The following is a 25,316-nucleotide window of genomic DNA, read 5'->3' on the forward strand; positions in this document are numbered from 1 at the left end:
CAATGAAGGCATACTGTTTAAATTCATGTGATTGGGGGCTTTCGCCTTGATGAACCACAATAGCATTCTTTTAGGAAAGCGTTACTTCCTGTACTCCACTGCGCAGGTAGTAGAGGTGGAGGGATGGACGTTTACGATTGCCCCGGGGTTTAAGATGATTGCAGGTGGTAGTGCAAACCCACTTCAGACATTAATCAGTATGTACCGCGAAAATGAAAAGGTTGCTCAACTCGTGCTTCATCATAGACGTTCCGACTCGGATGTTACCGTGCAGGCTGTATCGAGCGAGCTTTTGCTGGAAATCGCTCCTGCGACCAGAACCGTGAGTGTGGCAGAGAAGCAGTAAGGCACCCTTGGCGGGGTGCTTTTCGCTTTTTTTCTTTACAGAAAATGCAGGCGAGGAGGCTGGATGAATTGGCAGGTAACGAATGGCAAGTAGGCGAGCTGCAATTGGCATGGCTCAAAGGCGGTCTGACACAGCTCGATGGAGGCGCGATGTTTGGGGTGGTTCCCAAGCCGCTCTGGAGCAAACGCTACCCTCCGAACGATTTGAACCAGATTCCGCTGCGAGCGGACCCGATTTTGGTACAAGCTTTCGGAAAACGCATCCTGATCGAGTCCGGTATCGGCAAAGACCGACTGACGGAGAAGCAGAAGCGCAACTTTGGGCTGGTGGAAGAATCGCAAGTCCAGGAAGGGCTGGCGGCAAAAGGCTTGACGCCTGCTGACATCGACATCGTCATCATGACGCACATGCACTACGATCATGCGAATGGCCTCGTCTCGGTGCGGGACGGCCAGCTTTTTTCCACGTTTCCGAACGCAGTGATCTACGTACAGGAGCAGGAGTGGGCCGAGATGCGAGAGCCCAACATCCGTTCGCGCAATACATACTGGGAGGACAACTGGCGTCCCATCGAGTCGCAGGTGCAGACGTACGGCGCCACTTTCGAGGTCGTTCCCGGCATTACCCTGCACCACACAGGCGGCCACAGCCAGGGACATGCCATCGTCCGCATGGAAAGCCAAGGCCACCTGTTGTTGCACCTCGCCGATATCATGCCGACGCACGCCCACCAAAATCCGCTGTGGGTCATGGCTTACGACGACTACCCGATGACCTCGATCTTCGCCAAGGAAGAATGGATTCACGGCGGCATCCGCCAAGAGGCGTGGTTCACCTTTTACCACGATAATGTCTACCGGGCCGTGAAGTGGAACGACAAGGGAGAACTTATTGATTATAGAAAGATTGTAGAGTAAAACCGGGATGCTCCCGGTTTTTTTGCTTGCAGGCGGGAAAAAGATACTCCAGCCACGCCAAACATTTTTCAAGCTATCGAAATTTCGATAAGCCTCATAGAAATTTTTCATAATCCAAAAATTTCGAATGCTCATTGACGAACGATAGACGGCTCACTACAATAGGAACATCACAGAGCATCTGTTCTGGTAGGCAGGACGAAGCAGAACAGTTGCGGGGAGAGAGACAATGAGCTGGATCAAATCACGTATGCAAGAGTACCACCCGATCGTCTGGTCGCTGGTCGTCGGGACCGTGTTCGTCAGGGCTGCCAGCTCGATGAGCATGCCGTTTTTGTTTTTATACTTATCCAACCAAACCGATATGGACCTGGCAATGATCGGCCTGACCATCGGGGCCGGGCCGCTCGCCGGAACGATTGGCGGCTTCATTGCCGGGACGCTGTCCGACCGGATCGGCCGCAGACGGGTCATGCTGGGGGCGCTGTACGTCTGGACGCTCGTATTCGTCGGGTTTGCGCTCAGCAAAAACCCGCTGATTTTGCTTTTGCTCAACATGGCAGGCGGGCTCTGTCGCTCGTTTTACGAGCCGGTGTCGCAGGCGCTGATGGCAGACGTGACGCCGCCTGAGAAACGCTTCCGGGTATTCGGCCTGCGCTACACCGCGATCAACGTCGGGGTCGCAGTTGGCCCGATCGCAGGCGCCGTGCTGGCGAAGACGTCCGTCGCCCTGCCGTTTCTGATTACCGCGCTCATTTACCTCGTGTACGTCATCAGCTTGCAAGGGCTGTTGAACAAGTTCGGGATCAAACAAATTGAAGGGCAAAAGAAAGAGACGGTCACCTTTGGGCGGGCCTTCAGCGTGATCGTGCACGACAAGGCGTTTCGCTACTACATGGTCGCAGGCGTGCTGGGCGCGATCGGCTATTCGCAGATGTCGTCTACCCTCGCCAAATTCACGGAAATGACCGTTGCGTCCGGCGCAGAACTGTTTGCCATCCTGATGAGCGTCAACGCTGTCGTGGTCGTGCTCATGCAGATGCCGCTGACCCGATGGGCCGAAAAAAAGACGCCTCTCACCGCCATTGTGGTGGGAAACGTCATGTATGCGCTGGGCGACGTCGGCTTTGCCTACGCCAACTCCTGGATCGTCTTTATTATCGGGATGGTGCTGTTTACGTTTGGGGAAATCTTGACCTTTACCGCAGGTGACGTCCTGATTGACCGCATGGCCCCGGAAGGAATGCGCGGCAGCTATTACGGCGCGAAAAGCTTCAGCAACCTCGGACAGTTCATCGGCCCGTGGATGGGCGGCCTGCTGCTCGGGCTTTACGGCGGCACGACACTGTTCTTGACCGTAGCGGCGTTTTCCATGGTGAGCAGCGCATTCCAGTGGGCGGGCCAACGGGTGTACTTCGCTACCCACGGCAAGTCGCTCAATCAGAGCAGGGCAGAATCACTCTAGCGCCTGCAAAATGCGCTCCGCGATGCGGGCATAGCCCTCTGCATTCGGGTGAAAATGATCGGTGTACAAATACGCCTGCTCTTTGCGCAGGAACATGTCATACGTCGGCACGACGAACACCTGCGGATAGCGGGAGGCAATCGCGGAGGCCGTGCTGTTCCAGTCCAGAACGGGCTGCACCGTATCGACAGCCGCTTCCGTATTGCCAAAAGGGTTGTACAACGACGTGTAAACAATCGTCGCTTTGCTGTTCAACTGGCGAATTTGCCGGATGATTTCCTCGTAGTTGGTCGCAAGCCTGTCCGTGGCTGCGGCCACTTTTTCTTTGTCGATCGTGTAGAGCCCGCCCGTTTGCCTGAACAAGTCGTTGCCGCCGATGGTGAAAAGGATCAGATCGGCCTCGGCGAGCAGCGTTTTGACTTGCGCTTCGGACATTTGCTTGAGCAGGTCGGACGACTCTTGCCCGTTAATGGCGAGATTCGTAAACGTAATCGGGTGGCCCGCCTTTTTTTCCAGCGCTTGCCGGACGAGCCCGACATAGCCTTGGCCGTTCGCATCGCCAGCGCCGCGGGTGAGCGAGTCTCCGAGCGCGACGACTTTGTGGACGCCTTCTTTTGGCAAAGGGGCAGGCGGTTCCTCGGTTTCCACAGGTGGCGCTCCCGTGGTCGGGGCCAACTGCTGCGGGTTCATCGCCAGGACAAAGCCTGCGGCAAACAATAAAAAGGACAGAAGCGACAACAACCCTGTAGTGCGCCAGAGAAGTTTGCCGGATGTGCGCATCGGCTATCCTCCTATTCGATGGGAAGTGGGTAGACATGGTATAATGTGGTGGGACATCTTATGCCAGTGTACCATAAACGAATCGCTGCCGTCAGTTGCGGGAAGCGGAACAAAGACAGGAGGGCGCACCTTGGGCGACACAGTCCTCGCAGTATCGCGATTGCAAAAAACGATCGGCAAAAAGCAGATTATTCACGATATTACATTCGACGTGCTCGCTGGCGAAGTGTTTGGCTTTTTGGGGCCGAACGGCGCGGGCAAGACGACGACTATTCGCATGCTGGTCGGTCTGGCTAAAGCAGACGGGGGAGATATCCGCATCGGCGGGATATCGCTCTCGGAGAACTTCCCGGAGGCGATTGCGCAAGTCGGCTGCATCGTGGAAAATCCCGAGCTGTACAAATTTTTGACAGGCAGGGAAAACCTGGAGCAGTTTGCCCGCATGAGCGGAGGGATTACGCAGGAGCGGATCGAAGAAATCGTCCGCTTCGTCGACCTGGAACGGGCGATTGACGACAAAGTCAAAACGTATTCGCTCGGGATGCGGCAGCGGCTGGGGATCGCGCAAGCGCTGCTGCACCGGCCGAAAATCTTGATTCTCGACGAACCGACAAACGGGCTTGACCCGGCAGGGATTCGCGAGCTGCGCCAGTTCATTCGCCGTCTGGCCGAGGAGGAGGGGCTTGCGGTCTTCATTTCCAGCCACCTGCTCAGCGAGATCGAGATGATGTGCGACCGGGTGGCGATTATCAACCAGGGAAAAGTCATTTCGGTCGGACTGGTGCGCGAGTTGATGGAGCAGTTTGCCGACCAGGTGGAATGGACGATCCCGCACGCCCACCTGCCAAAAGCGCTGGATGTATTGCGCGGGCACAACGCCGTGACGGATATTTTGGCGGTCGGGGAGGAAAGCGTGAAGACGCGGATGGATATGGAGCGGGTAGGCGAAGTCAACCAGAAGCTGGTGCAGGCGGGAGTCCCGGTAATCGGGATTGCCACGAAAACCGTGACGCTGGAAGACTTGTTCCTGACGCTGACAGGGGGAGGGGGAGAGAAATGAATCAAAGCATGCTGGGCCTCGTCCAAAACGAAACCGTCAAATTGCTGCGCCGCCGCCGCTTTCTCGTGGTCGTGCTCATCCTGGCCATTCTGATCCCGATTTTTACATACGCCCAGTACCGCTCGGTCGTGACGGCTCAGGAGCGGATGGGCACGACGGACTGGCGGCCGCTCTTGACCCAGCAGATCGTCGACATGCAAAACCGGCTCGCGTCCAGCCGTCTACCGGAAGAATGGCGCGATTTTATCAAAATCCGGATTCAGCAGCAGCAGTATTACCTCGACCACAATATCAATCCGATGGCGCCCGGAGGCCCGACATTTGCCCGCGGCTTCATGGATCAGGCGATCTCCATGTTTTTGCCGATGATTATCGTCGTGCTGGCGGTCGATATCGTGTCGGCCGAGTTTAGTGAAGGGACGATCAAGCTGCTTTTGACCAGACCCGTGCGGCGCTGGAAGGTGCTGACCAGCAAGTACATCACGCTGTTGCTGTTCACCTCGCTTACGGTACTGATGACGCTCATCTTGGCCTACTTGCTGTCGGGTGTCGTGTTTGGCTATTCCGGCTGGGATTTGCCGATTCTCACAGGCTTCGAGGTGACAGGCGGGGAGCTTGTGACGTCGGGAGCGTTCATGCTGCCGCAGTGGCAATTTCTGCTCATGCAGTATGGGCTCGGCTGGTTTGTTTGCATCGTCGTCGGAACCGTTACGTTCATGGTCTCCGTCCTCATTCGCAGCGCCGCCGCAGGCATGGGCATCATGATGGCGGCGCTCATCAGCGGGACGATCCTGACGCAGATGGCTTCGTCGTGGGAGTCGTCCAAATACTTGTTTGTCGTCAACTTGCAGCTCACCGACTACCTCAATGGCACGCTGCCTCCGATCAAAGGAATGACGCTGCCGTTCTCGTTGGCTGTACTGACGATCTGGGCAGTCGCGGCGCTGATTGTAGCATACACCGTCTTTACCCGCAGAGACGTAACTTCCTGATCTGGAAAAAAACGCTACCTTTTTCCGTTTCATTCGTATTTCATGGAAGGACCAAGAATGGCACCGAGAGGAGATTGGCGTGAGATTATGGACATGTTATGGAAATGCGGGACGGTTGCACTGACGAGTATGCTTGAACTGTGGGGAGCGATTCCGATTGGCTTCATGCTGCAACTGCCTCCGTTGCTTACCGGGATATTCAGTGCCCTTGGCGCGATTGCCAGCGCCGGGATTGTCATCTATTTGGGCGGTTCGCTCAGAAGCTGGCTGATGAAGCGCGTGGAGAAAAAAGCAGGGCGCCAGAGCCGGATGGGCCGCATCTGGGAGAAGTACGGCGTAATCGGCCTCGGATTGGCTTCTCCGCTGTTGACAGGCGCTCCGCTAGGGGCTGCGATCGGCATTTCGCTCGGCGCACCGACAGGCAAACTGATGTGGTGGATGTCGATTGGCATCGTGATCTGGAGCGTCATCCTTACGGCAGCAGTCGCCTACGGTCTGCTCCAGTTCTTGACACCAAAACCGATGGGCTGAAAAATCTCCCTTTTGCCGGGCAGAAATCTTGCATACAATGTTCCAAGAAATGAAAAAGGAAAGGAAAGCGGGGGATGATCCATGAGTGAGAAAAAAGAAGCGCTGGTGCCCGAACTGGATGAACTGCTGCACAAGTTTACCGAGCTGTTGACGGGTGAAGCGACGCCGGAGCGCGTCGAGATGGTAAAAGTATGGTGCCTGTACACCACGATGGCAAAAGCGATGCCGCCGCTCATCCAGCATTGGGGTAGCGAGCCGGAGCACCAGGCTGCGCGCAATCAAATCCGGGAAATTATCGAGCAAATCAAGCAGTGGAACCAGGCGAAAAACCAGACTCACTAGCTTATAAAGAAGAAACGCCGTCTTTTTGCGATGCAGGGCAAAAGACGGCGTATTTTTTTGCGAAAAAAAGTCGTAACGATTCAGCCGTTGCTGGCGGGGCGAGGCGAATTTCTAGATGCCGCATGGGGGCAAAATCCGCGCGCGAGCCAACAAAAAAGACACGCACCTGATGCGACAGGTCGTGTCTGCCAGAAACGCGTCTTCCGGTTGCGGCTAAGGCTTCCAGGTCATCTGCTTGGAAGTTTCGATCAATTCGTCCAAGGAAATGCCGTGGGCGGTTACTACTACGTAGAGCGACTGGTTATTGGACTGGGCGTTGAAATGAACGGCGTGCTCGGCGACAGAGCTTTTCTTGTCCGGATTGTCAAACGAGACGGCGATGGCCTGCTCGCCGTTTACGGCAAAGAGCTGGGTAGCGGAGAACGTGCCGGGGATCGACAGGCTGCGTTTGCCTTTCGCATTGCGAACTACCTCGATGCGAATCCAGTCGTCGTTGCGCTTGTAATCCGCTGAGAGGCGCGTGACCTTTTGGCTCGTCTCCGATTCGTACTGGACAGAGATCGTGCTCAAGGAAAAGCTGTTCGCGTTTTGCGCAAGCACGGGAACAGGCATATCCGATGCCTGGACGGCTGTATCCGTGTCCGAGAAGGTCGACAGCGTGATCGGCTGCTTGGCTGTCATAGCCAGCGTCGGCCCTACAAGGCCGCTGTCACTGCTTTCCGCTTGTTTCGCTTGTTTGGCTTCCGGTTCGCCCATGGCAGTAATCCCATAGGCTTGCTGGTCTTCTGCGGCGGCTCTGGCTTTTTTCCCGGCGACCAGGTTGTTCTCGGCTCCGTTTGCCTCTTTTGCCAGGGCTGCCTTGGCGTTTGCGCCTTGTTCCTCTGAACCTGTCAGAACGCTGCGGGAAGCTATGGACGCCTCTCCCTCGGCTTGCGGCGCTTGCGTCTGGGGTGCTGCTGTTTTGGGTTCCTGCGTATTTAGCGCAAGCTCATGGCTGGCCGATGGCGAAGCGGCGTTTGGCGTAGCCGGGGAAGCAGGCTGAGACGCTTTGGCTGTTGCCTCGTTTTGCTTTGCCAGCGGTTGCTCGCTGCTAGCATAGGCATTTGCCGCCGATTGGGCAGAGGCAGGCGAGGATGCCGGAGCAGCGTCCTGCATTTGCATCGCTTCGGTGGCATGCGTCGCGATCTGGGTGCCAGCGCCTGCCTGGTTTGCTGCGGGCTGTTGTGACGCTGTCTGGAATTGACCGTCTTGGAGCTGCTGGTAGCTGATGAAGCCCACTGCCAAAAGGACTGCCGCTGCGCTGACCCAGGCGAATGAAGGGAAGCCTTTGGTCCGACGCTTGCTGGGCATAGGTGCTGCCGCTTGCTGTGGAAGCACAGCGACGGTTGCGGCGTGAGGGGGCACACCTTGTCCGGCGTTCTGGTAGATGGCCTGCATGATCCTCTCTTCCAGGTTCGCTTGAGGCGGTGGAACCTCTTTCAAGAACTGCACCTCCTCTTCGGTTGTCATTTGTGTTTCGATCCATGCGATACAATCCTCACAGGTCTCTATATGGGAAAAAATATCGCTATCCGTGTCATCTAGCCATGCTTTTCTAAATGCCTGGCAGTTCATGTACGAGCCCCCCTTCCTTGCGTGATAACAATTTTGCGAGTTCTTGGCGAGCGCGCAAGTAACGGACGCGTGCTGTAGACTCGGCGATGCCGAGAAGAGTAGCAATTTTTTCGAACGGATATTCATGCGTGCAGCGAAGGACGATCACTTCCCGGTAGGAATCCGACAGCAAGGCGAATGCCTCCTCGATCTCCCTGCGCTGCTCCTTGTTCATGAGCGATTCTTGCGGAGACTCGTCCCGCGTATTGGACGGCACATACGCCAACTGCTCGTCGGAGTCGTGAAACTTCCGTCTGCGTAAAAAGTCAATGCTCTTGTTGCGAGCAAGCGTATGTAACCAGGATGAAAACTGAGAGTCGCCTCGGAACGTGGACAGCTTCTCATACGCCTTCACGAACACTTCCTGAGTCAGATCCTCCGCATCAGCGCGATTGTTCACCATTTTGTAGATGAATACGTAGATCATATGCTGATATCGCTGGATGAGGTCGCGATACCCTTCGATGTCGCCCTGAAGAATCCGCTGAATGATTTCGGCGTCGGATTGCATTGAATCTCCGGCCTCCCTTCCCTCTATGTGACGCTGGCTTTTTCCGAAACGTTTCAGACCAGCATCTCGTTTTCTATAATTTCGTATGGATAGCCTTGCTCGACGAGAAAAAGCTGACGGTGGAGCGAAAACTCCTGCTCTCTCGTATCGCGTGTCACCAGTGTATAAAAGTGAGCGGTGTTATTTTCGGTTTTTGGTCGCAAGATTCGTCCCAGTCGCTGCGCTTCTTCCTGGCGGGAGCCAAACGTGCCCGAGATTTGAATCGCCACATTGGCGTCCGGCAAATCAACGGCGAAATTGGCCACCTTGGAGACGATCAGGCGTGTGATTTCCCCTTTTTTAAATTGTTGATACAGCGTCTCGCGCTCTTTTTCCGGCACTTTGCCCGTAATCAGCGGCAGTTGCAGGGCAGTCGCCATCTGTTCCAGTTGGTCGACGTACTGGCCGATAATCAGCACCCGGTCGCCTTCGTGGCGCTCCAGCAGCTTTTTGACAACGTCCAGCTTTTTCGGGTTTTCGGCGGCGATCCGGAACTTTTGCCGTGCCGTCGCATGCGCATACGCTTCCCGCCACTTCGGCTCAAAAGGCAGCCGGATTTCCCGGCAGCGGGCTTCCGCAATCCAGCCCGCATCCTCCATCGCTTTCCAAGGAACCTCGTACTTTTTCGGCCCGATCAGTGTAAAGACGTCTTCTTCCCGGCCGTCTTCCCTGACGAGCGTAGCCGTCAAGCCCAGTCGGCGTGTCGCCTGAATCCCGGAAGTAACACGAAAAACAGGTGCAGGCAATAAATGCACCTCATCGTAAATAATAAGCCCCCAGTCACGCTCTGAAAAGAGTTTCATATGAGGAAATTCATCCAGAGAGGTGGGGCGGTATGTGAGAATTTGATAAGTTGCCACAGTTATCGGCTTTACTTCCTTGTGATCGCCGGTGTATTCGCCGACAAGCTCGGGATCAAGATCGGTTTTGTCCAGCAGCTCGGCGATCCATTGCCGCACGGAAGTCGTATTCGTCGTCAAAATAAGCGTAGCAGTCTGCAACTGGGAAATCGCGCCAATGCCAATGACGGTCTTCCCGGCTCCACAGGGCAGCACGAGCACGCCGCTTCCGCCTAGAGCGGAGCCGCCGCGGTAAAAGGCGTCTACCGCTTCCTGCTGGTACGGGCGCAAGGCAAACGGCTTTCCCACAGCGCTGTTCGCCCGCAAGCTGACCGGGCACGATTCGCCTTGCGAATAGCCCGCCAAATCCTGGACAGGCAGCCCCAACCGGATCAGCTCCTGCTTGATGAGGCCGCGCGCGTAGCTTTTGAGCACGTAGCCGTCTTCGAGCAGGGCCGCGATCGACTTGTATCCGGCAAGCTCCGTGAGAACGAGCGGATCGTCGCTATGTAAAACGAGGTCGTCCCCGCGGCGTTCGAGCCGGATCAGACCGTATTTGCGCATCGTTTCGTCGATTTCCTTGACGATGGTTGGCGGCACGCTGTATTTGCTGTACGCGCCGAGGATGTCTGTCACCTCGTGCGGCTGCATCCCGCTCGCGGCCGCATTCCAGAGCGACAGCGGCGTCATCCGGTACGTATGGATGTACTCCGGGCTTTTCAGCAGTTCGCAAAACCCGCTGATGGCCTGTCTGGCTTCGGCAAACTGCGGATGCTGCGTTTCCAATAAAATAGTGCGATCGCTTTGCACGATCATCGGCAAGTCTGGACGATAAGACAAGAGATTCACCTCGTTACAAACGGCATATGAATCAGCACTATGGTATCACAATCCGGAAAAGAAAGAAAAACGAACAGGTAACATTTACGGTTGGATGGGAAACAATATCCCAAAGCATGGTCGGAAAGGAAGGCGAGGAGCATGGGAACGTGGGGAAGCTTGTTCAACTTGGGATTGGTCTTGATCCTCGTTTTCCTCAACGGGTTCTTTGTCGCAACCGAATTTGCCGTCGTAAAAGTGAGGGAATCGAGGATTGCCCAACTGGTGGCGGAAGGGAACAAGCGCGCCGTAAACGTCGAGCAGGTCATCCAAAATTTGGACGCTTATTTGTCTGCGTGCCAGCTTGGCATCACGCTGGCGTCTCTCGGGCTTGGCTGGCTGGGCGAGCCTGCGGTGGCTCATCTGCTGCATCCCGTTTTTCGCTATTTTCAGCTCAACGAGACGCTGGTGAGCAGCATTTCCTTTATTATCGCGTTTTCGGTCATTACCTTTCTGCACATTGTACTGGGGGAGCTGGCACCGAAAACGTTGGCGATCCAGCGCACGGAAATGGTCGTGCTGGCTGTGGCCCGGCCGATTCAACTGTTTCACAAAATCATGTATCCGTTCATTGCGCTCTTGAACTGGTCGGCCAGCCGCTTTCTCGCGCTGTTTCACATTTCGATGGAGCCGCATCAGGAAGCGCATACCGAAGAAGAAATCCGCATTCTCGTCAACGAAAGCCACAAAAGCGGGCTGATCGACCAAACCGAGCTGATGCTCGTCGACAACATCTTCGACTTTTCCGAGACGATGGCCCGAGAAATCATGGTTCCGCGCACAGACATGGTGGTGCTGAACTTGCGCGATCCGTTCGAGGAAAACGTCCGGCTGGTGCAAAACGGCCGTTTTACCCGCTATCCGGTCGTGGACGGTGACAAGGATCACGTCGTGGGGAGCTTGCACATCAAAGATTTGCTGACGGGTCTGTTGGAGGGCGAGCACAAAGATTTGCAGACGCTGATGCGCCCGATCCTGACTGTGCCCGAGACGATCTCGATCAGCCGTCTTTTGACGATGCTGCAAAAACAGCGGGGACAACTGGCGATCATCATTGACGAGTACGGCGGGACAGCGGGGCTGGTCACGCTTGAAGATATTATGGAAGAAATCGTCGGAGACATCCAGGACGAGTTTGACGATGAGCGCCCGGAAGTCGAGAAAAACGACGGGATTTTGTCGCTCGACGGCCGGATGCTCCTGGAGGAAGTGGGCGACTACCTGGACATTGATCTGGAATCAAGCGAGGTGGATACGCTTGCCGGCTGGATTTACATGCAGATTGACCACCCGCCGCGCGTGGGCGACCGGGTGCGCGAAGGCAAGTACGAGTTCGTGGTCGGGGAAGTCGATCATTACCGGATTACCAGAGTTTTTGTCAAAAAACTGGCGAACGTCGAGGAAGAAATCGGTACGAAAGATTGATGAAAAAAGCTTTTCAGGACGCAATAATATGCTATAATGGGACACAAGTTGCACAAATGCAAAAAGGCCCGGCCGCCGGAGGGTGGTCAGTGGCTAAGAGAGCAGAGCTTAGAGGAGGAAGTACAGATGAGACGAGCAGTCAGTATGGTACTGACCACATTGCTGGCCTTTTCTTTGGCAGCATGTGGAAATCAAACAGGTGGACAAAGCGAGGCTACCACGGCTAATTCCGGCCAGGAGCAAACCGTGAAAATTGGCCTGACGCAATTCGTAGAGCATCCGGCACTGGATGCGATTCATCAAGGAATTTTGGATGGCTTGAAGGAATCCGGCTACGAAGAGGGCAAAAATCTGGAGGTTGACTACCAGAACGCCCATGGCGATATGAACAACACGGTATCAATTGCGCAAAAGTACGCCGGAGACAAAAAGGATTTGGTCGTAGCGATCGCTACCCCGTCCGCTCAGGCTGCAGCCAAGGCGATTGCCGACAAACCTGTTGTGTTCAGTTCCGTAACAGACCCGATCTCGGCTCAACTGGTCAGCAGTCTGGAAAAACCGGACAAAAACGTGACCGGTACGAGCGACAAAGTATCCATGGAACAGCAATTGAAGCTGGTCAAAACCTTCCTGCCACAGTTGAAAAAGCTGGGCGTCATCTACACCACCTCTGAAGTGAATTCGGAGGTTCAGGTAAAAGAACTGGAAGAAGCAGCGAGCAAAGAAGGCGTAGAAATCGTCAAGGCGGGCATTTCCCAGCTCTCCGAGGTGCAACTGGCAGCTCAGGGACTTGCTGGAAAAGCAGACGCCATGTTCATTCCGATTGACAACACCGTCGTGTCTTCGTTTGAGGCCGTACTGGGAGCAGCGGAAGCGAACAAGATTCCTGTCTTCGCTTCTGACACCGACACCGTCAAGCGCGGCGCAGTCGCCACGTACGGAATCGATTACTACCTGATTGGCAAACAAACAGGAGAGATGGCTGCCCGCGTCCTGAAAGGACAAGCGGTCGCCGACACTCCAGTCGAAATTTCAAAGCAGGCCGACCTGTACATCAATGAAACGGCTGCCGGGAAGTTTGGTCTCACGATTTCTGAGGCACTCAAACAGCAGGCGAAAGAAATCATCAAGTAAAAAGAGAGCGTCAAGCTCTCTTTTTATTCTTTTAAAACTGTTTTATCCGTGTTAAAATTAGTAAAAATTTTTCAAGGGGGTATTTATCGCATGGTTAAACAAAAAAAGACTATCAGAAAAATTCAGAGTATTTTATTTCCTTTGCTGCTTTTGTCTGTTACCGCATGTGGACAGCAAAGCGCTACTCCGGCGAACAACGGGCAGGAAACCCCTGCTGCGAATCAGCCGGCGCCTTCTGCTGAGAACAAGCAGTTTACGATTGGCATTTCCCAATTCGTAGAGCACCCTGCCTTGGATGCAGCGCGTGAAGGATTTGTGGCGCAGCTTGCGAAAAACGGCTACGAAGACGGCAAGCAAGTGAAAATTGACGTGAAATCGGCGCAGGCGAGCATGGACACAGCGATTTCCATCGCGCAAAAATTCGAGGCGGACAAAGTAGACCTCGTGCTGGCGATCGCCACTCCAACCGCGCAGGCAGCAGCGCAGACGAGCAAAGAAATTCCGATTTTGTTTACGGCAGTTACTGACCCGGTCGAGGCTGGTCTGGTAAAATCAATGGAGCAGCCAGGCGCGAACGTGACAGGTACTTCCGACATGAACCCGGTCGAAGAGCAGCTCAAGCTGGTAAAGGAGCTGAAAGCGGACGCGAAGTCGGTAGGCGTCATCTACAGCTCGGGTGAAGTAAACTCCAAGGTACAGGTAGACGCAGCCAAAGCGGTTGCGGACAAGCTCGGCCTGACCATCCAGGAAGCGGCAATCACGAGCGCGACAGAAGTGAAGCAAGCGGCCGAGTCGATGGTAGGCAAAGTCGATGCGTTCTACGTGCCGACCGACAACATGGTCGTATCGTCCATCGCGGCTGTACTGGGCGTAGCGGAAGCGCAAAAAATTCCGGTGATCGCAGGCGAGGAAAACTCCGTGAAGAGCGGGGCGATTGCCACTTACGGCATCGACTACACCAAATTGGGCGAGCAAACTGCGGACATGGCCGTGAAAATTTTGAAGGGCGAAGCGAAGCCGGCTGACATGGCGGTTGAGATGCAAGCAGACATGAAACTCGTCTTGAACAAAAAAGCAGCGGAGAAAATGGGAGTGACCATTCCGCAATCCATGCTCGACCGCGCAGGCGAAGTGATCGAGTAATAAACGCAGCAACAGGAGGATTTCTTCTATGAATTTGGCAATAATGGGAGCCATCGAGCAGGGCTTGCTATTTGGAATTTTAGCTCTGGGCGTGTATTTGACCTTTCGCATTCTGAACGTACCTGACTTGACGGTAGATGGCAGCTTTGCCCTGGGCGGCGCGATCGCAGCCAAGTTTATCATCGATGGAACCAACCCGTACCTGGCTACCCTCTTGGCGTTCGTCGTCGGAGGCCTGGCAGGGGCATTTACCGGCGTTTTGCATACAAAAGGGAAGGTCAACGCACTGCTGGCAGGGATTTTGACGATGATCGCCCTTTATTCGATCAACCTGCGGATCATGGGGAAGGCAAACTTGCCTTTGCTTCGTGAAGATACGTTGTTCACCTATGTAAAAGACTTGAGCATTCCGAATTTGACAGTAAACGGAGTCACTTTGCTGACAGGCGTGTCCGTCGTGTTTCTCGTCGGGATTTTGCTGCTCAAGCTGGTAATCGACTGGTTCCTGCACACCGATCTTGGCCTCGACCTGCGCGCGACGGGCGACAATCCGAAGATGATTCGCAGCTTCGGTGTCAACACCGATACGACGACCATTATCGGTCTGGCGCTGTCCAACGGTCTGGTAGCGGTATCTGGCGCATGGGTTGCCCAGTACCAGGGCTTTGCCGACGTCGGCATGGGGATCGGGATGATCGTGATTGGTCTTGCTTCTGTTATTGTCGGAGAAGTGCTGTTTGGCAGCTCCTCCATTTTCAGAGTCACGCTCGCCGTCATTCTCGGCTCGATCGTGTACCGTCTGGTGATCGCATTGGCTTTGCAAGCAGGGCTGAATCCGTCGGACATGAAGCTGATTACCGCTTTGATCGTGATCGTGGCACTGACCGTCCCGACCGTTGCCAAAGGCATCTGGAGAAAGCAAGCGGTACGCACGGCAAGGGGAGGAAACGGACATGCTTAAAATTTCGAACGTCAACAAAGTGTTCAACGCAGGCACGGTGAACGAAAAAATCGCCCTGCGCAACGTCAACCTGCACGTCAAGCGCGGAGAGTTCATCACCGTGATCGGCAGCAACGGGGCCGGAAAATCGACAATGATGAACATGATCTCCGGCGGGCTGTTCCCGGATAGCGGAACGATCACGATTGACGGCAAGGACGTGACGCGCCTCGGCGAGCACCAGCGCGCCGAGCTGATCGGGCGGGTGTTCCAGGACCCGATGGCGGGTACTGCGCCGAACATGACGATTGAAGAAAACCTGGCGATTGCGCTCGGCCGCGGCCGCCGCCGCACACTCGGCTTCGGGGTGAACAACCACAAGCGCGAGCTGTTCCGCGAGCAACTCAAGCAGCTTGACCAGGGGCTGGAAAACCGTTTGAAGACAAAAGTCGGATTTCTCTCCGGCGGTCAGCGCCAGGCGCTCAGCCTGTTGATGGCTACTTTTACGGAACCGAAAATTTTGCTGCTGGACGAGCATACAGCGGCGTTGGACCCGAAGCGGGCGCAGCTCATCGTGGAGCTGACCGACAAGATCGTCGCGCGCCACAAGCTGACGACGATCATGGTCACGCACAATATGGAGCAAGCGTTGAACATGGGGAACCGCCTGCTGATGCTGCACGATGGCGGCATCATTCTCGACATTCCGGACGAGAAGAAGCGGACGATGAAGCCGCAGGATTTGCTTCGCGCGTTCGAAGCAGCCCGTGGCGGCGAGAGCTTCAGCGAAGACCGCTTCCTGTTGACCTGACGCTTTTTATCAGCCTTCCTGCGCATGCGGGAGGGCTTTTTCTTTGCTGCGCAAATAGTGGTGCATCGCCCACGCTCCAATCGCCAAAATGACGGCGACAAGGGTGAACAGAAGCGCACCGCCATTGTGCAGCAAAACAAGGCTGCCGAGATACGGACCGAACGTGCGGGAAATGTCCCAATGCGTTCCGGTGATGGCAAAGTACCGTCCGCGCATGGAAGGCGGGGAAATGCGTGTGACAAAAGCCAAAAGCTGTGTCAGGCCGACGCTTTCGCCGATGACGAGCAGCACTTGCATGGCGAGCAAAAGCGGCAAGTAGTCGATGTAGGCATAGCCAAGCGAGACGAGCATGAAGCAGCCGTACGCGCCAGTAATCAGCAGGCGGGCAGGCAGATGCTGGGTCCATTTGACCAGCAGAAATTCGAACAAAATAATCAGGACGCCTTTGACGGCAATGAGCAGCGCAAGTGCGTGCAAGTAGTCAGGCAGTGTATGTTTCAGGTGCAACTGCAAATTCGTCTCGGTTTGCGCGTAAAACAGGCTGATCGGCAGCGACAGCGTCATGATTGCGAGTGCCGGGCGATACGCTTGCCAGCTTTCGCGCTTGCCGCTACGGGCGTTTTCTCCGGCTTGGGCAGGCAGGTCAGGCAGCGGGGTTTGCGGAATTTTCCACCAGACGGCAATCGCGTAGAGCAAGAGCGAGATAGCGGTGAGCAAAAACGCCATGGCGGGATCGTACTGGTACAAAATGACCCCGATGAGCGGGCCGATCGCCGCCCCGATGCTGCTGGACGTATTCAATAGCGCAAAGGCGCTCGCCATCTGCGCGGGCAAAATCGCGTCGGCCAGATGGGCGCGGCTTGCCGGGATGAACAGGGAGCGGCCAGCGCCATTGATGATGTACAGCACCGCGAAAGCTGCGATAGAATCCGCAAAGGCCATTCCGAGCATGGCGAAGCCTTGGATGAGCAGCGCTGCAAGCATGATCGTTTTGCGGCGAATCCGGTCCGTCAACCCGCCTGCAAACAAGGTCAGAACAATCTCGGAAAAGGGCTGCAAGCCAATCACCAGCATGGTCACGGTGACGGAGCCGCTGACGTTTTCGCTCAAGTACAGGACCAGAAACGGAGCGATCATCGTGCTGGACAGGGACGTGAGCGTTTCCCCGAACAGGCGGACCCACAGCAAGGGCGGATACGCAGCAAGAAAACGGGCAAGGGAAGCGAGTAACAGATTCATAAGTGTGTGTCCTTTCTCCGGTTTTTTTCGGTTTGGCTTTGTTTCTTTCGAGAATTGTAAGCTGGCGCAGTCAGGAGAAAAAGCGTAGGATTAGGAGAAGCATTTTTTCATGTTTTTTGGCGAAATCGGTGGTGAATCTCGTGCAGCTTGTTGAACAGTACATTCGTTTATGCGCGGCCAGGCCAAAGGAAGCGTTTGGTCGGCCGCTGGACATTACATTGGCAGAGGTCGCGGCGATCTTGTGTTGTACGTTGCGCAACGCTACGCTGACCCTGAAAAAGATGCAGGCGCGCGGCTGGCTGCTCTGGCAGCCGGGACGAGGGAGAGGGAACCGTTCGGTGCTGACGCTCGTCCTCGACCCGGCAGACTTGCTGCTGTCTGTGGCCAAGGAGCTCGTCCAAACCGGCGAGATTCGCGCTTCGCAGGAGCTGTTGGAGCAATACGGGCAGGCTTGGCCGACTTTTGCCCAACATTTTTCCCGCTGGATGAATATCCAGTTTGGAGCGCGGATTACCCGGGAAAAGGGTAGTAGTGGCCGAGTGGATACATTGCGTCTTTTTTTCGACCGACCGTTTGCAGGGCTGGACCCGATCCACGTGTTGCTGCGCTCGCAGACGCATTTGGTCAAGCATTTGTTCGATACGCTGGTCCGTTTCGATCCGGCAACGAAGCGGGTGGAGCCGCATCTCGCCTTTTACTGGGAGGCGGATGAGGACGGGACGCGCTGGACGTTTTATTTGCGAAAAGGGGTGCTGTTTCATCATGGATGCACGCTGACGGCTGACGATGTGCGTTTTTCCCTGCTGCGCCTGATGCAGCAATCGTTCAAGCACCGCTGGCTTGCCCGCTCGATTGCGGCGGTGGACGTCCGCGATGACTATGTGGTGACGATCAGGCTGAAGCAGCGGGATGAGCTGTTTTTGCAAGCGCTGAGCAAAGAGCAGATGGCGATCGTTCCGCGCGATTATGCCGAGCAGATGGGAGAGCAATTCGCCCGGCTTCCGGCAGGGACAGGGCCGTTTCGGGTTGTGCGCCATGACGACTCCATGCTCGTGCTCGAAGCGTTTGCGCCGTACTTTGCCGGGCGGCCGTTTTTGGACCGGATTGAACTTTGGTGCGTCCCTGGGATGCGCCAGCCGGAGCTGACCGAGGAGAGCATGCTGGTCGTGGACAAAGCGCATCCGGCCTATGAGCTGGCAGATGCCTCCTGGAGAGACGTCGTCCGCCAGGAGCAATGCTTTCAATACGTCAGCCTGAATGCAGCCAAAAAAGGGCCGCTCGCAGACGATGCGTTCCGCGCTTTGGTCGCCAGCATGCTATCTGGCGCAGCGCTGAGAGCGGCGCTGCAAGGCGGAAGAGAGCAGGCTGAGGTATGGGGAGAACGGATGCAGCAGGATACACGTCTGCCCGATGCCAAAGAGGCCGCGCGCTTGATTGCAGCCAGCGGCTACCGCGGGGAGAAGCTTGCCCTGTACACCTACCCAGATGCGGACCACGTGGAGGATGCCGAGTGGATCAGGGAAAAGGCGAAGGAATACGGCATCGTCATCGAAATCCGCTACGCGTCGCCTGAAGAGCTGGCCCAACCTGCCGTGCTGCAGGCAGCCGACCTGGTCGTGGACAGCGCCAATGCGGATGAACGCACAGAGCTGTCGCTCGTTGAATTTTTGCGGGCAGAGGCGCTGAGCATTACGCACCACCTGGACGAGCGGACAAAAGCGGAGGTCGAGCAACTGATTCGCCAGATGGGGCAAACTACAACGACAGAGGAGCGGCAGGCTGTCGTGCGCGCGATCATGGACAGGCTGAAGGCCCGCCATCTGTTTGTTCCGCTGTACGCGAACCGCATCGAGATGATCGCGCACCCGCGATTGTCGGGGGTAAGCCTTGACGCATACGGCTGGATTGACTTTCGGTCCGTTTTTTTGAGAGAGTAGCATAAATTTGTCACATAATCGTGTGAAACCGCTTTCCTCTTTCATCGTATTATTAGATGTAGATATTATCGTTTGTTACTTAAGCTCGGAGGAGGAACCGCACGTTGTATACGAGAACAGAAAAGGACAAACATATTTTGTTTGCCTCCATTCGTTTGATGATTTGCGTTGGGCATGCCGACGGTTATATAGGTTCAAGAGAAGTGGATCGCATTCATGACATCGTCAATTCGGAACATTTTACCTTGAAAGAACGGCAAATTTTAATGGATGACATCGACTATCCGAAGCGCCCGGAGACGATTGTGGAGGATCTGGTTGACATGAGCCAAAGCGAGAAGCTCGTGATGATGCGCAAGCTGTATCACATGGCTTTGATCGACCGGAAGCTGTCGCCGTCGGAGACGAAGGAAATCGCGCGGATCGCCTGCCTGATTGGCATCTCGGAGGAGAAGCAGGCGCAGGTTGAGGAGTGGATTCGCGAAGGCATTGCCTGGCGCGACCGCTGGAAGGACATTGTCGGTGAATAGGCAAGGCCCCCGTTGTTGGGGCCTTTTTTTTCATACAGATAAGTATAAGGGCAACGAAGGCTGCGCCAAAAGCTTGGCGCAGCCAAGTTTTCTAATAGGCAAAGAGGCAGCGCTCTCGACCGGAAGCTTCTGGAAGCTTGGCTTGGCAAAGCTTTCTAAAGTACAATAAAAGGAAGCCACGTGCAAGTGAAGATGGGCGCCACGATGAAGGAGGAGATCTTGTGTTGCGAATTTTAGTGACGAATGACGACGGCATTGATGCTCTGGGCATCAAGCGATTGGTGGAAGCACTGCTCGTACTGGACCAAGCGGAAATCTTTGTGGTGGCTCCCGTTGAAGAAAAAAGCGGTGTCGGTCATGGGGTAACCTATCGTACCGCACTGGCACCGGAAAAACGCGACTTTTACGGTCTTCCCGTCAAAGCGTGGGCCGTGAACGGCAATCCGGCCGACTGCGTCAAGGCGGCGTACCATTTGCTGTTTGCCGCGGACGAAAAACCGGATATCGTCTTTTCCGGAATCAATGTCGGAACGAATCTGGGGCGTGACATTTATTACTCCGGCACGTGCAGCGGGGCGCGGGAAGCGGTCATTTTGGGCGTTCCTGGCGTAGCCCTGTCCTACGATAACTGGTATGACCAGGAAAATTACGGCGATGTCGTGCAGATGATTGAGCCGCTGGTGAAAGAGTTCAGCGAACGGGCAGTAAAAGGCGAGCTGCCCCCGGAAGTTTTCTGGAACGTCAACATCCCGCACGTTCCGTTGGCGCAGGTGAAAGGCATCGTCCCGGCCACGCTTTCGCTGCATCATTATGAAGACAAGTACAGCGAGGAAGCGGAAGGGTACTTTTTGACACGCGAGTATCCGCAAGTCATGCCGATTGCCGAGCCGTTTGACTACGACCTCGTGAAGCATGATTATATCGCCATCACGCCTGTGCACATTGATGCGACGGACCGTGCGCTGCTCGCGCAGATGGATGGCTGGCCGCTGATGCAGGCGTGGGCAAAACAGGGGGAGCAACCGGATGAGTGAGGACTTTTATCCTGTGCTCAGCCCGGACCGTGCCCTGCGATCGCCCGAGGCGGCGACGCAGGGCGAGGTGCTCGACAAGAGCGCGTACCGTGATTTGTACGAGCTTGCGAGCGAGGCCGGGCTGCCCTATTTTGCCCGGTTGAACGGGCAGGGCGAAGTCGAGCTGTACCTGGTGTTTGAATCGGTGGACGCCTTCGTCGAGCAGACGCGCGATGCTGTCTCCGTCGAATTCAAGACGTACCAGGGAAAGCTGCTCGGCGTGATCTGGACTTTGTCCGATCCGCTGCAGCCGCTCGGCTTTCCGCTCACTTTTGACATCCGGCAGGCGGAGCAGCGGGGCATGGCGCTGAAAATGCTGGAGCAGCCGCGCACCTTTTTGCACTATTTGGCTTACGAGGGAGGCGAGCTGACGCACATATACTCCGAGGCCATTTCGTTTTCCACAGCAGAGGTTGAGCGCACCCGGGAAATGATTCGCTCGCTGTTCGAGGGGAGAAGCGAAGCCATACCGCAGGAGGCGCAGGTGCGCGAGGAGGAGACGCTCAGCATCCCGGCGCTTTCCTTGCCCGACGCTGTGCTTGCAGAAGAAGGGCTGGCCTTTGTTTTCCGCTACAGGCGGATGGTTGAGGCACATGGGGCAGAAGGCGCGCAGCATCTGTTAATGAGTACGGTCCGCCAGGCGGTCTGGGTGATGCGCAGGCACGCGCGCAGCGAAGTGAGGGAATCGTCGTTTACGGTCTGGGTCGCAGAGCGCGGCGAGCTGCTGGAGCTGATTGTGACGCCCGGCCTGTCCGACCTGTTTGAAGTCGTCCATATGTCCGAGGACGAGGCTAACCCGTTTTCCCGTTTCCTGCTGACTTTGCCGGAGTATGTGGAGACTAAAGAAGTTTCTCCTTTGCGCTTGGGAGCGTTTCCCTTTTTGCGCTATGAAAATGGCGCACTCTACCAATTGGAGCTGGACGAGCGTGTACAGGAGCACCTGCGAGCCCTGTTTGTGAAAGCGTTTCCGGGAATGCCCGTCCCGTACGAATGAATGTTGCAACATTGTGAAAAAGAATTTTCATAGGAATCTTTTGCCCTTCGAGGAAATATGGGTAAATAAGTCATTTTTCAACAAAGGATACGACAAGGGGAGTTTCGAAGTAGTAAAGCAGATAATCCGTTGGGGAGAGGTGACGACGATGTACGCTGTAGAGCCCGATTTGTTCCAGGCTGTTTCCGAATGCGCTCACCGTTTTCAAGGGGAGATCGAACTGTTGGCAAAGCGTCACGCACTTACGATTGAGGGAGGACTTCCGGCTCTTGAGCTGCAGGTTCAACCGCAATGCCAGGCTTTGCTGGAGTACAACTTGTGGGGAGAAGCGGGACTCGTCGCGATCCACGGCAAATTAAGCTTGCGGGATGGGATCAAAAAAGATTCGTTTTCCATCATGATGAAATTCTCGTTGTCTCACGATCCTGATCTGGACATCGAAGGCAAGAAGCAGCGCATTGAGGAAATTTTGTACGGAGAAGCGGACCTTTTCTGGAACATTCCTCCTGCGGGACATGTGGGACATGTCGAATTGACGCTTCGTTTTACGTATCAGCCTGGCTCCGGGCGACTCGGCGAATATGTGCGCAGCGTTTTGGGCATCGTAACCGGAAAGATGATGGCTGCCTAACGCGGCGTGGATGTAAAAAATGGCTCTCCGTCACAGGGGGGCTATTTTTCGTTCGCGGCAAGGCAGGCGTTTGGATAAAAAGGAGGCAGGAATCCGTCTATGCGTTTGTTCGTGGCCCTGGACATTCCCGAAGAGGCTGTCCGCTATATTGCCGATGTACAAAAGCGGCTGAAATCGGAAGTACAGGCAGACAGATGGCAGCCGCTGCACAATCTTCATTTGACGCTGCATTTTCTCGGCGAAGTCGACGAAGCGCTCGTCCCGGCCATCTGTGAGGACATGGACATCGTCAGCGCGATTATCGAACCGTTTCAACTGCGCATCGGCGGCTTCGGGGCGTTTCCCCATGCCCAGCATCCCCGCGTCCTCTGGCTCGGCCTGCGCGGGCAAACGAATCCGCTCAAGCAGCTTCACCTGCTGCTCGGCAGACGGTTCGAGCTACATCAGGGGGTGTCGTATGATCGCAAGCGCTACCGTCCGCACATCACGCTCGCCCGCGGACCGCAAGCATCGCCGGAAGGGCTGCCGCTGCTCGACTGGAACGAGCGGTACTTGGCAGCCGACGCGCCTCGCTGGAAGGTGCGGCATGTCCATCTGTACCGTTCGGAGCTTTTGCCGGAGGGAGCTGTGCATACGGTGATCCACACGAGCACGTTTGATAAAGATCACAGCAAAAAACAAGCGGTACCTGAATAGACTAAGAAAAGGACCAGGGAAAGCTTTCCAGAAAGCGGTGGAAAACGGATGGGTGAGTTCACGACCGGCATTCTTTATCCACGCAAATACGAACCGAAAGTGCTGATTGCCTTGTCCAAGTCTTCGCAACCGTACTTCCACAGAAGCATCAATGGCGACTGGAACGCATTTTTCCTGCAGGATGAGTGGATTGAAACTTCCTCGACGCTTGAGTTTTTGCTTCAACTGTCGAAGCAATTCGTGCCGCTGCTTTGGTTTCACGACGCAGAAGACAATGGCTGGGGGTTTCGTCTGTTCGATGCTGGTTTCGAAGTCTCTTCGGCGACGATCAGCTATTCACTGGATGTGGAGATGGCGGAGGCGGAGTTCGGCAGACTTTATCCGGAGATTGACCTGCAGGAAGGGATTACAGACAGCGAGGACGTTCGGCAAAAGTATGAAGACATACTGGACCGGGTTGTGCGTTCGGAGTTGTATCGGCGAGAGGTAGGCAAAGGAATTACGCGAATCAAGCCGCAATCGTTCAGTCGGATCGCGGGGCCAAAACAAGTGCAGCAGTTGCGCTCGCTGTTTGATTTGCAACTGCTGACAGATGTAGACGAAGAAACCGGCGCTTCGCTTTTGTACGATTCGGTGGATCTTTTCAAAGAGATTTTAGGGATCGAAGAAATGGTCTGGGTGAATTATGCGTATTTGGCAAGTGGGGGCAGGGAGTAGAAAACAGAAAGGGCGGGATGGCTCCCGCTCTTTTTTTGTACAGATAAGAATTGTGCCGCCAAGTTTTCCAATCGGGAAGCAAGGGAGTCCGCGATCGGGGAATCAGCCACGGACAAACATCCCTTGGACGATCGCAGCGTGCGACTGAAACCGGATCGGAATCGAGACGGCGGTGTACGGGTCGAGGGCGTTGGAGACTTGAAAATGCAGATGCGCTTCGCTGGAATTGCCCGAGTTCCCGCACCGCCCGAGCACATCCCCGGCTGCGACCCGGTCGCCTGGCCTCACCGTGATGGAATGCTGCTGAAGGTGGGCCAGCACGCTAAATTCGCCCTGTCCGTGGTCGATCTCGACGAAATTTCCGGCAGGTTGCTGCTCGTTCATCACCCCGACGGGCGAATTGTCCGGCACGTCAGCGACTACCTTGACCACTGTTCCGGCGCACGGAGCCACAATCGGCTGCCCGAAGGCGTAGTAGCTCTCGTTGACAGAAGGATCGCCGCTGCAGGAACGGCCGTCCTTGAGCAGCAAAAAATCGTAGGCGTAGCGCTGGTTGTCATACGCGTAATGGTAGTTGACCAGCTCGTTCATGCCGCCCCAAAAGGTGAACCATTCGCCCCGAAAAGGCAGGCGGTAAAGGTGGCGGCTGACGATGCGATCCGTTTCCGGATGGGGCGTCAGATGGGCGAGGCGAAGCCCGTGGATGGTTCCTTGCGAGTCGATCGCCGCGGACAAGCCTTTTTGTCCATCGCTTGTAGTCCAGACGAAACGGCTCATCCCCGCAAGCGGCACGACGGAGAGTGGCTGTTCCGCATATGGGGTGCCATCGCGCTGAAAGTCGGAGGCGAAGGAAACAAATTCCTCCAGACTGACCTCGTCCCGAAAGGCCGCGCTGCACATGCTGTACAGCGTTTTATACTGACCGCAGCAGAGAGCGAGCGGAATTGCTTTTGCCAGCGGGAAAAGCGGATGAGTATGCACAGGATTCACGCTCCGTTAAAAAGAAAATGATTGCAACGAGTAGTACGCATCAAGCTGCCGCCAGGTTTCGCAAAGACCGCCGTCCAAAGCGGCAGGACGACCGTACAAAAAAACCAGTACAGTTGTCATGTACTGGTTTCGCTCAGGCTATCGCCTACACTTTTTTCCATTGACCAAAAATTTCATCGACATCCAAAAGCATAATCAACTTATCGTCCAGGCGGGCAATTCCTTGCAAATACTTGCCCTCTACGCCAGCGACGATCGGTGGCGCCGGTTCGATCAGATGCTGTGGAATGTTCATCACTTCGGACACCGCGTCGACGATGATGCCGATATTCAGCCCTTCCAGTTGCAAATCGACAAAGCGGGTGTCATCCGTCTGGGCAATCGGCTCCAGGCCGAACATTTTGCGCAGGTTCACGATCGGCAAAATCCGCCCGCGCAGGTCGATGACGCCTTCCACGTACACAGGCGACTTGGGGAAACGGGTGATGGGCAGTGGCTTGATGATTTCGCGCACCAAAGCAATGGAGAGCCCGTAATACTCGCTTCCCATTTTAAACAAGATCGATTGGGCCGTTGCCGCTTCTGCCTCCCAATCTGTACCGTTGCTTCGTTTTGTCAGTTCCATTTATACAATTCCTCCCCGGACCGCTTTCCTATGTCTTTACCCACATTGTACCATGGACAAACCTCTGCGGCGGCATT

The 25,316-nt window shown here is 55.5% G+C and carries 26 protein-coding genes; 19 read left to right on the forward strand and 7 right to left on the reverse strand.

Annotated features, from left to right (window positions below):
- The first annotated feature begins 49 nt into the window (after positions 1–49).
- From BA6348_RS10725 to BA6348_RS10735, 3 genes are all read left to right on the forward strand, one after another.
- Positions 50–346, forward strand: coding sequence for a hypothetical protein (locus BA6348_RS10725; RefSeq protein ID WP_005828946.1), 297 nt, complete (start codon positions 50–52; stop codon positions 344–346).
- Positions 347–414: 68 nt separating this feature from the next.
- Positions 415–1,263 (forward strand): YtnP family quorum-quenching lactonase, encoded by an 849-nt coding sequence (locus tag BA6348_RS10730; protein ID WP_005828944.1) that lies wholly within the window; start codon positions 415–417, stop codon positions 1,261–1,263.
- 229 nt (positions 1,264–1,492) lie between these two features.
- A complete protein-coding gene (locus BA6348_RS10735; RefSeq protein WP_007784596.1) occupies positions 1,493–2,728 on the forward strand; it encodes an MDR family MFS transporter in 1,236 nt (411 codons plus the stop codon).
- Here BA6348_RS10735 and BA6348_RS10740 read toward each other — a convergent pair.
- The gene (locus BA6348_RS10740) at positions 2,720–3,508 is read right to left on the reverse strand and encodes a GDSL-type esterase/lipase family protein (protein ID WP_005828940.1); all 789 of its coding nucleotides are present in this window, start codon (positions 3,506–3,508) and stop codon (positions 2,720–2,722) included. The genes BA6348_RS10735 and BA6348_RS10740 overlap by 9 nt on opposite strands.
- Before the next feature lie 130 nt (positions 3,509–3,638).
- Here BA6348_RS10740 and BA6348_RS10745 point away from each other — a divergent pair, with 130 nt between their 5' ends.
- The 4 genes from BA6348_RS10745 to BA6348_RS10760 all read left to right on the forward strand — a co-directional run bounded on the left by BA6348_RS10745 (position 3,639) and on the right by BA6348_RS10760 (position 6,433).
- Positions 3,639–4,568, forward strand: a complete 930-nt coding sequence (locus BA6348_RS10745) for an ABC transporter ATP-binding protein (RefSeq protein WP_122953055.1) — start codon at positions 3,639–3,641, stop codon at positions 4,566–4,568.
- Positions 4,565–5,560: an ABC transporter permease subunit gene (locus tag BA6348_RS10750; protein ID WP_007784592.1), complete on the forward strand. Its 996-nt coding sequence runs from the start codon at positions 4,565–4,567 to the stop codon at positions 5,558–5,560. The genes BA6348_RS10745 and BA6348_RS10750 overlap by 4 nt, the downstream gene beginning before the upstream one ends.
- Before the next feature lie 87 nt (positions 5,561–5,647).
- Complete coding sequence (locus BA6348_RS10755; RefSeq protein ID WP_005828934.1) at positions 5,648–6,091, forward strand: small multi-drug export protein; 444 nt, start codon at positions 5,648–5,650, stop codon at positions 6,089–6,091.
- A gap of 81 nt (positions 6,092–6,172) precedes the next feature.
- The gene (locus tag BA6348_RS10760; RefSeq protein ID WP_005828933.1) at positions 6,173–6,433 is read left to right on the forward strand and encodes a DUF2573 family protein; all 261 of its coding nucleotides are present in this window, start codon (positions 6,173–6,175) and stop codon (positions 6,431–6,433) included.
- 213 nt (positions 6,434–6,646) lie between these two features.
- Here BA6348_RS10760 and BA6348_RS10765 read toward each other — a convergent pair whose 3' ends face one another.
- The 3 genes from BA6348_RS10765 to BA6348_RS10775 form a co-directional block, all read right to left on the reverse strand.
- A complete protein-coding gene (locus BA6348_RS10765) occupies positions 6,647–7,924 on the reverse strand; it encodes a 2-oxoacid dehydrogenase subunit E2 family protein (protein WP_235694719.1) in 1,278 nt (425 codons plus the stop codon).
- A 103-nt stretch (positions 7,925–8,027) separates the two neighbouring features.
- On the reverse strand, positions 8,028–8,597 hold the full coding sequence (locus tag BA6348_RS10770) for an RNA polymerase sigma factor (protein WP_005828931.1): 570 nt from the start codon (positions 8,595–8,597) through the stop codon (positions 8,028–8,030).
- A 53-nt stretch (positions 8,598–8,650) separates the two neighbouring features.
- A complete protein-coding gene (locus tag BA6348_RS10775; RefSeq protein ID WP_122953053.1) occupies positions 8,651–10,315 on the reverse strand; it encodes a DNA repair helicase XPB in 1,665 nt (554 codons plus the stop codon).
- 141 nt (positions 10,316–10,456) lie between these two features.
- On the opposite strand from BA6348_RS10775, the gene BA6348_RS10780 reads away from it, so the two are divergent.
- The 5 genes from BA6348_RS10780 to BA6348_RS10800 all read left to right on the forward strand — a co-directional run bounded on the left by BA6348_RS10780 (position 10,457) and on the right by BA6348_RS10800 (position 15,807).
- The gene (locus BA6348_RS10780) at positions 10,457–11,779 is read left to right on the forward strand and encodes a hemolysin family protein (RefSeq protein WP_007784581.1); all 1,323 of its coding nucleotides are present in this window, start codon (positions 10,457–10,459) and stop codon (positions 11,777–11,779) included.
- A gap of 126 nt (positions 11,780–11,905) precedes the next feature.
- Entirely contained in the window at positions 11,906–12,913 is a 1,008-nt protein-coding gene (locus BA6348_RS10785; RefSeq protein ID WP_005828928.1) for an ABC transporter substrate-binding protein, read from the forward strand.
- A 90-nt stretch (positions 12,914–13,003) separates the two neighbouring features.
- Complete coding sequence (locus BA6348_RS10790) at positions 13,004–14,056, forward strand: ABC transporter substrate-binding protein (RefSeq protein ID WP_005828927.1); 1,053 nt, start codon at positions 13,004–13,006, stop codon at positions 14,054–14,056.
- Positions 14,057–14,084: 28 nt separating this feature from the next.
- Positions 14,085–15,017, forward strand: a complete 933-nt coding sequence (locus BA6348_RS10795; RefSeq protein WP_026557500.1) for an ABC transporter permease — start codon at positions 14,085–14,087, stop codon at positions 15,015–15,017.
- Entirely contained in the window at positions 15,010–15,807 is a 798-nt protein-coding gene (locus BA6348_RS10800) for an ABC transporter ATP-binding protein (RefSeq protein ID WP_005828925.1), read from the forward strand. The genes BA6348_RS10795 and BA6348_RS10800 overlap by 8 nt, the downstream gene beginning before the upstream one ends.
- Positions 15,808–15,816: 9 nt before the next feature.
- Here the strand turns inward: BA6348_RS10800 and BA6348_RS10805 are convergent, their stop codons facing one another.
- Entirely contained in the window at positions 15,817–17,046 is a 1,230-nt protein-coding gene (locus BA6348_RS10805) for an MDR family MFS transporter (protein WP_122953052.1), read from the reverse strand.
- A gap of 140 nt (positions 17,047–17,186) precedes the next feature.
- Here BA6348_RS10805 and BA6348_RS10810 point away from each other — a divergent pair, with 140 nt between their 5' ends.
- From BA6348_RS10810 to BA6348_RS10845, 7 genes are all read left to right on the forward strand, one after another.
- Positions 17,187–18,983 (forward strand): SgrR family transcriptional regulator, encoded by a 1,797-nt coding sequence (locus tag BA6348_RS10810; protein WP_122953062.1) that lies wholly within the window; start codon positions 17,187–17,189, stop codon positions 18,981–18,983.
- 104 nt (positions 18,984–19,087) lie between these two features.
- Positions 19,088–19,513: a tellurite resistance TerB family protein gene (locus BA6348_RS10815; RefSeq protein ID WP_005828922.1), complete on the forward strand. Its 426-nt coding sequence runs from the start codon at positions 19,088–19,090 to the stop codon at positions 19,511–19,513.
- A gap of 224 nt (positions 19,514–19,737) precedes the next feature.
- Complete coding sequence (gene surE, locus BA6348_RS10825) at positions 19,738–20,547, forward strand: 5'/3'-nucleotidase SurE (protein ID WP_025845854.1); 810 nt, start codon at positions 19,738–19,740, stop codon at positions 20,545–20,547.
- Positions 20,540–21,580 carry a hypothetical protein gene (locus BA6348_RS10830; RefSeq protein ID WP_122953051.1) on the forward strand — a complete coding sequence of 347 codons (1,041 nt, stop codon included), beginning with the start codon at positions 20,540–20,542 and terminating at the stop codon, positions 21,578–21,580. Before surE ends, BA6348_RS10830 begins: the two co-directional genes overlap by 8 nt.
- Positions 21,581–21,728: 148 nt before the next feature.
- Positions 21,729–22,211 (forward strand): hypothetical protein, encoded by a 483-nt coding sequence (locus tag BA6348_RS10835; protein WP_005828919.1) that lies wholly within the window; start codon positions 21,729–21,731, stop codon positions 22,209–22,211.
- A 99-nt stretch (positions 22,212–22,310) separates the two neighbouring features.
- Positions 22,311–22,907 (forward strand): RNA 2',3'-cyclic phosphodiesterase, encoded by a 597-nt coding sequence (thpR, locus tag BA6348_RS10840; RefSeq protein ID WP_005828918.1) that lies wholly within the window; start codon positions 22,311–22,313, stop codon positions 22,905–22,907.
- Positions 22,908–22,955: 48 nt separating this feature from the next.
- Positions 22,956–23,624, forward strand: coding sequence for a hypothetical protein (locus tag BA6348_RS10845; protein WP_003842325.1), 669 nt, complete (start codon positions 22,956–22,958; stop codon positions 23,622–23,624).
- Positions 23,625–23,726: 102 nt separating this feature from the next.
- On the opposite strand, the gene BA6348_RS10850 is transcribed toward BA6348_RS10845, so the two are convergent.
- Positions 23,727–24,605 carry a M23 family metallopeptidase gene (locus tag BA6348_RS10850; RefSeq protein ID WP_025845848.1) on the reverse strand — a complete coding sequence of 293 codons (879 nt, stop codon included), beginning with the start codon at positions 24,603–24,605 and terminating at the stop codon, positions 23,727–23,729.
- 154 nt (positions 24,606–24,759) lie between these two features.
- Positions 24,760–25,239: a chemotaxis protein CheW gene (locus tag BA6348_RS10855; protein ID WP_007784566.1), complete on the reverse strand. Its 480-nt coding sequence runs from the start codon at positions 25,237–25,239 to the stop codon at positions 24,760–24,762.
- Between the last annotated feature and the right edge of the window lie 77 nt (positions 25,240–25,316).

Origin of the sequence: Brevibacillus agri (assembly GCF_004117055.1) — a bacterium.
Lineage (GTDB): Bacteria > Bacillota > Bacilli > Brevibacillales > Brevibacillaceae > Brevibacillus > Brevibacillus agri.

Excerpts from the sequence above, each read along its gene's own strand:
- BA6348_RS10725 (WP_005828946.1), top strand. The coding sequence starts at position 50 with ATGAACCACAATAGCATTCTTTTAGGAAAGCGTTACTTCCTGTACTCC.
- BA6348_RS10735 (WP_007784596.1), top strand. The coding sequence starts at position 1,493 with ATGAGCTGGATCAAATCACGTATGCAAGAGTACCACCCGATCGTCTGG.
- BA6348_RS10740 (WP_005828940.1), bottom strand. The coding sequence starts at position 3,508 with ATGCGCACATCCGGCAAACTTCTCTGGCGCACTACAGGGTTGTTGTCG.
- BA6348_RS10750 (WP_007784592.1), top strand. The coding sequence starts at position 4,565 with ATGAATCAAAGCATGCTGGGCCTCGTCCAAAACGAAACCGTCAAATTG.
- BA6348_RS10755 (WP_005828934.1), top strand. The coding sequence starts at position 5,648 with ATGGACATGTTATGGAAATGCGGGACGGTTGCACTGACGAGTATGCTT.
- BA6348_RS10760 (WP_005828933.1), top strand. The coding sequence starts at position 6,173 with ATGAGTGAGAAAAAAGAAGCGCTGGTGCCCGAACTGGATGAACTGCTG.
- BA6348_RS10770 (WP_005828931.1), bottom strand. The coding sequence starts at position 8,597 with ATGCAATCCGACGCCGAAATCATTCAGCGGATTCTTCAGGGCGACATC.
- BA6348_RS10780 (WP_007784581.1), top strand. The coding sequence starts at position 10,457 with ATGGGAACGTGGGGAAGCTTGTTCAACTTGGGATTGGTCTTGATCCTC.
- BA6348_RS10785 (WP_005828928.1), top strand. The coding sequence starts at position 11,906 with ATGAGACGAGCAGTCAGTATGGTACTGACCACATTGCTGGCCTTTTCT.
- BA6348_RS10790 (WP_005828927.1), top strand. The coding sequence starts at position 13,004 with ATGGTTAAACAAAAAAAGACTATCAGAAAAATTCAGAGTATTTTATTT.
- BA6348_RS10795 (WP_026557500.1), top strand. The coding sequence starts at position 14,085 with ATGAATTTGGCAATAATGGGAGCCATCGAGCAGGGCTTGCTATTTGGA.
- BA6348_RS10800 (WP_005828925.1), top strand. The coding sequence starts at position 15,010 with ATGCTTAAAATTTCGAACGTCAACAAAGTGTTCAACGCAGGCACGGTG.
- BA6348_RS10805 (WP_122953052.1), bottom strand. The coding sequence starts at position 17,046 with ATGAATCTGTTACTCGCTTCCCTTGCCCGTTTTCTTGCTGCGTATCCG.
- BA6348_RS10830 (WP_122953051.1), top strand. The coding sequence starts at position 20,540 with ATGAGTGAGGACTTTTATCCTGTGCTCAGCCCGGACCGTGCCCTGCGA.
- BA6348_RS10835 (WP_005828919.1), top strand. The coding sequence starts at position 21,729 with ATGTACGCTGTAGAGCCCGATTTGTTCCAGGCTGTTTCCGAATGCGCT.
- thpR (WP_005828918.1), top strand. The coding sequence starts at position 22,311 with ATGCGTTTGTTCGTGGCCCTGGACATTCCCGAAGAGGCTGTCCGCTAT.
- BA6348_RS10845 (WP_003842325.1), top strand. The coding sequence starts at position 22,956 with ATGGGTGAGTTCACGACCGGCATTCTTTATCCACGCAAATACGAACCG.
- BA6348_RS10855 (WP_007784566.1), bottom strand. The coding sequence starts at position 25,239 with ATGGAACTGACAAAACGAAGCAACGGTACAGATTGGGAGGCAGAAGCG.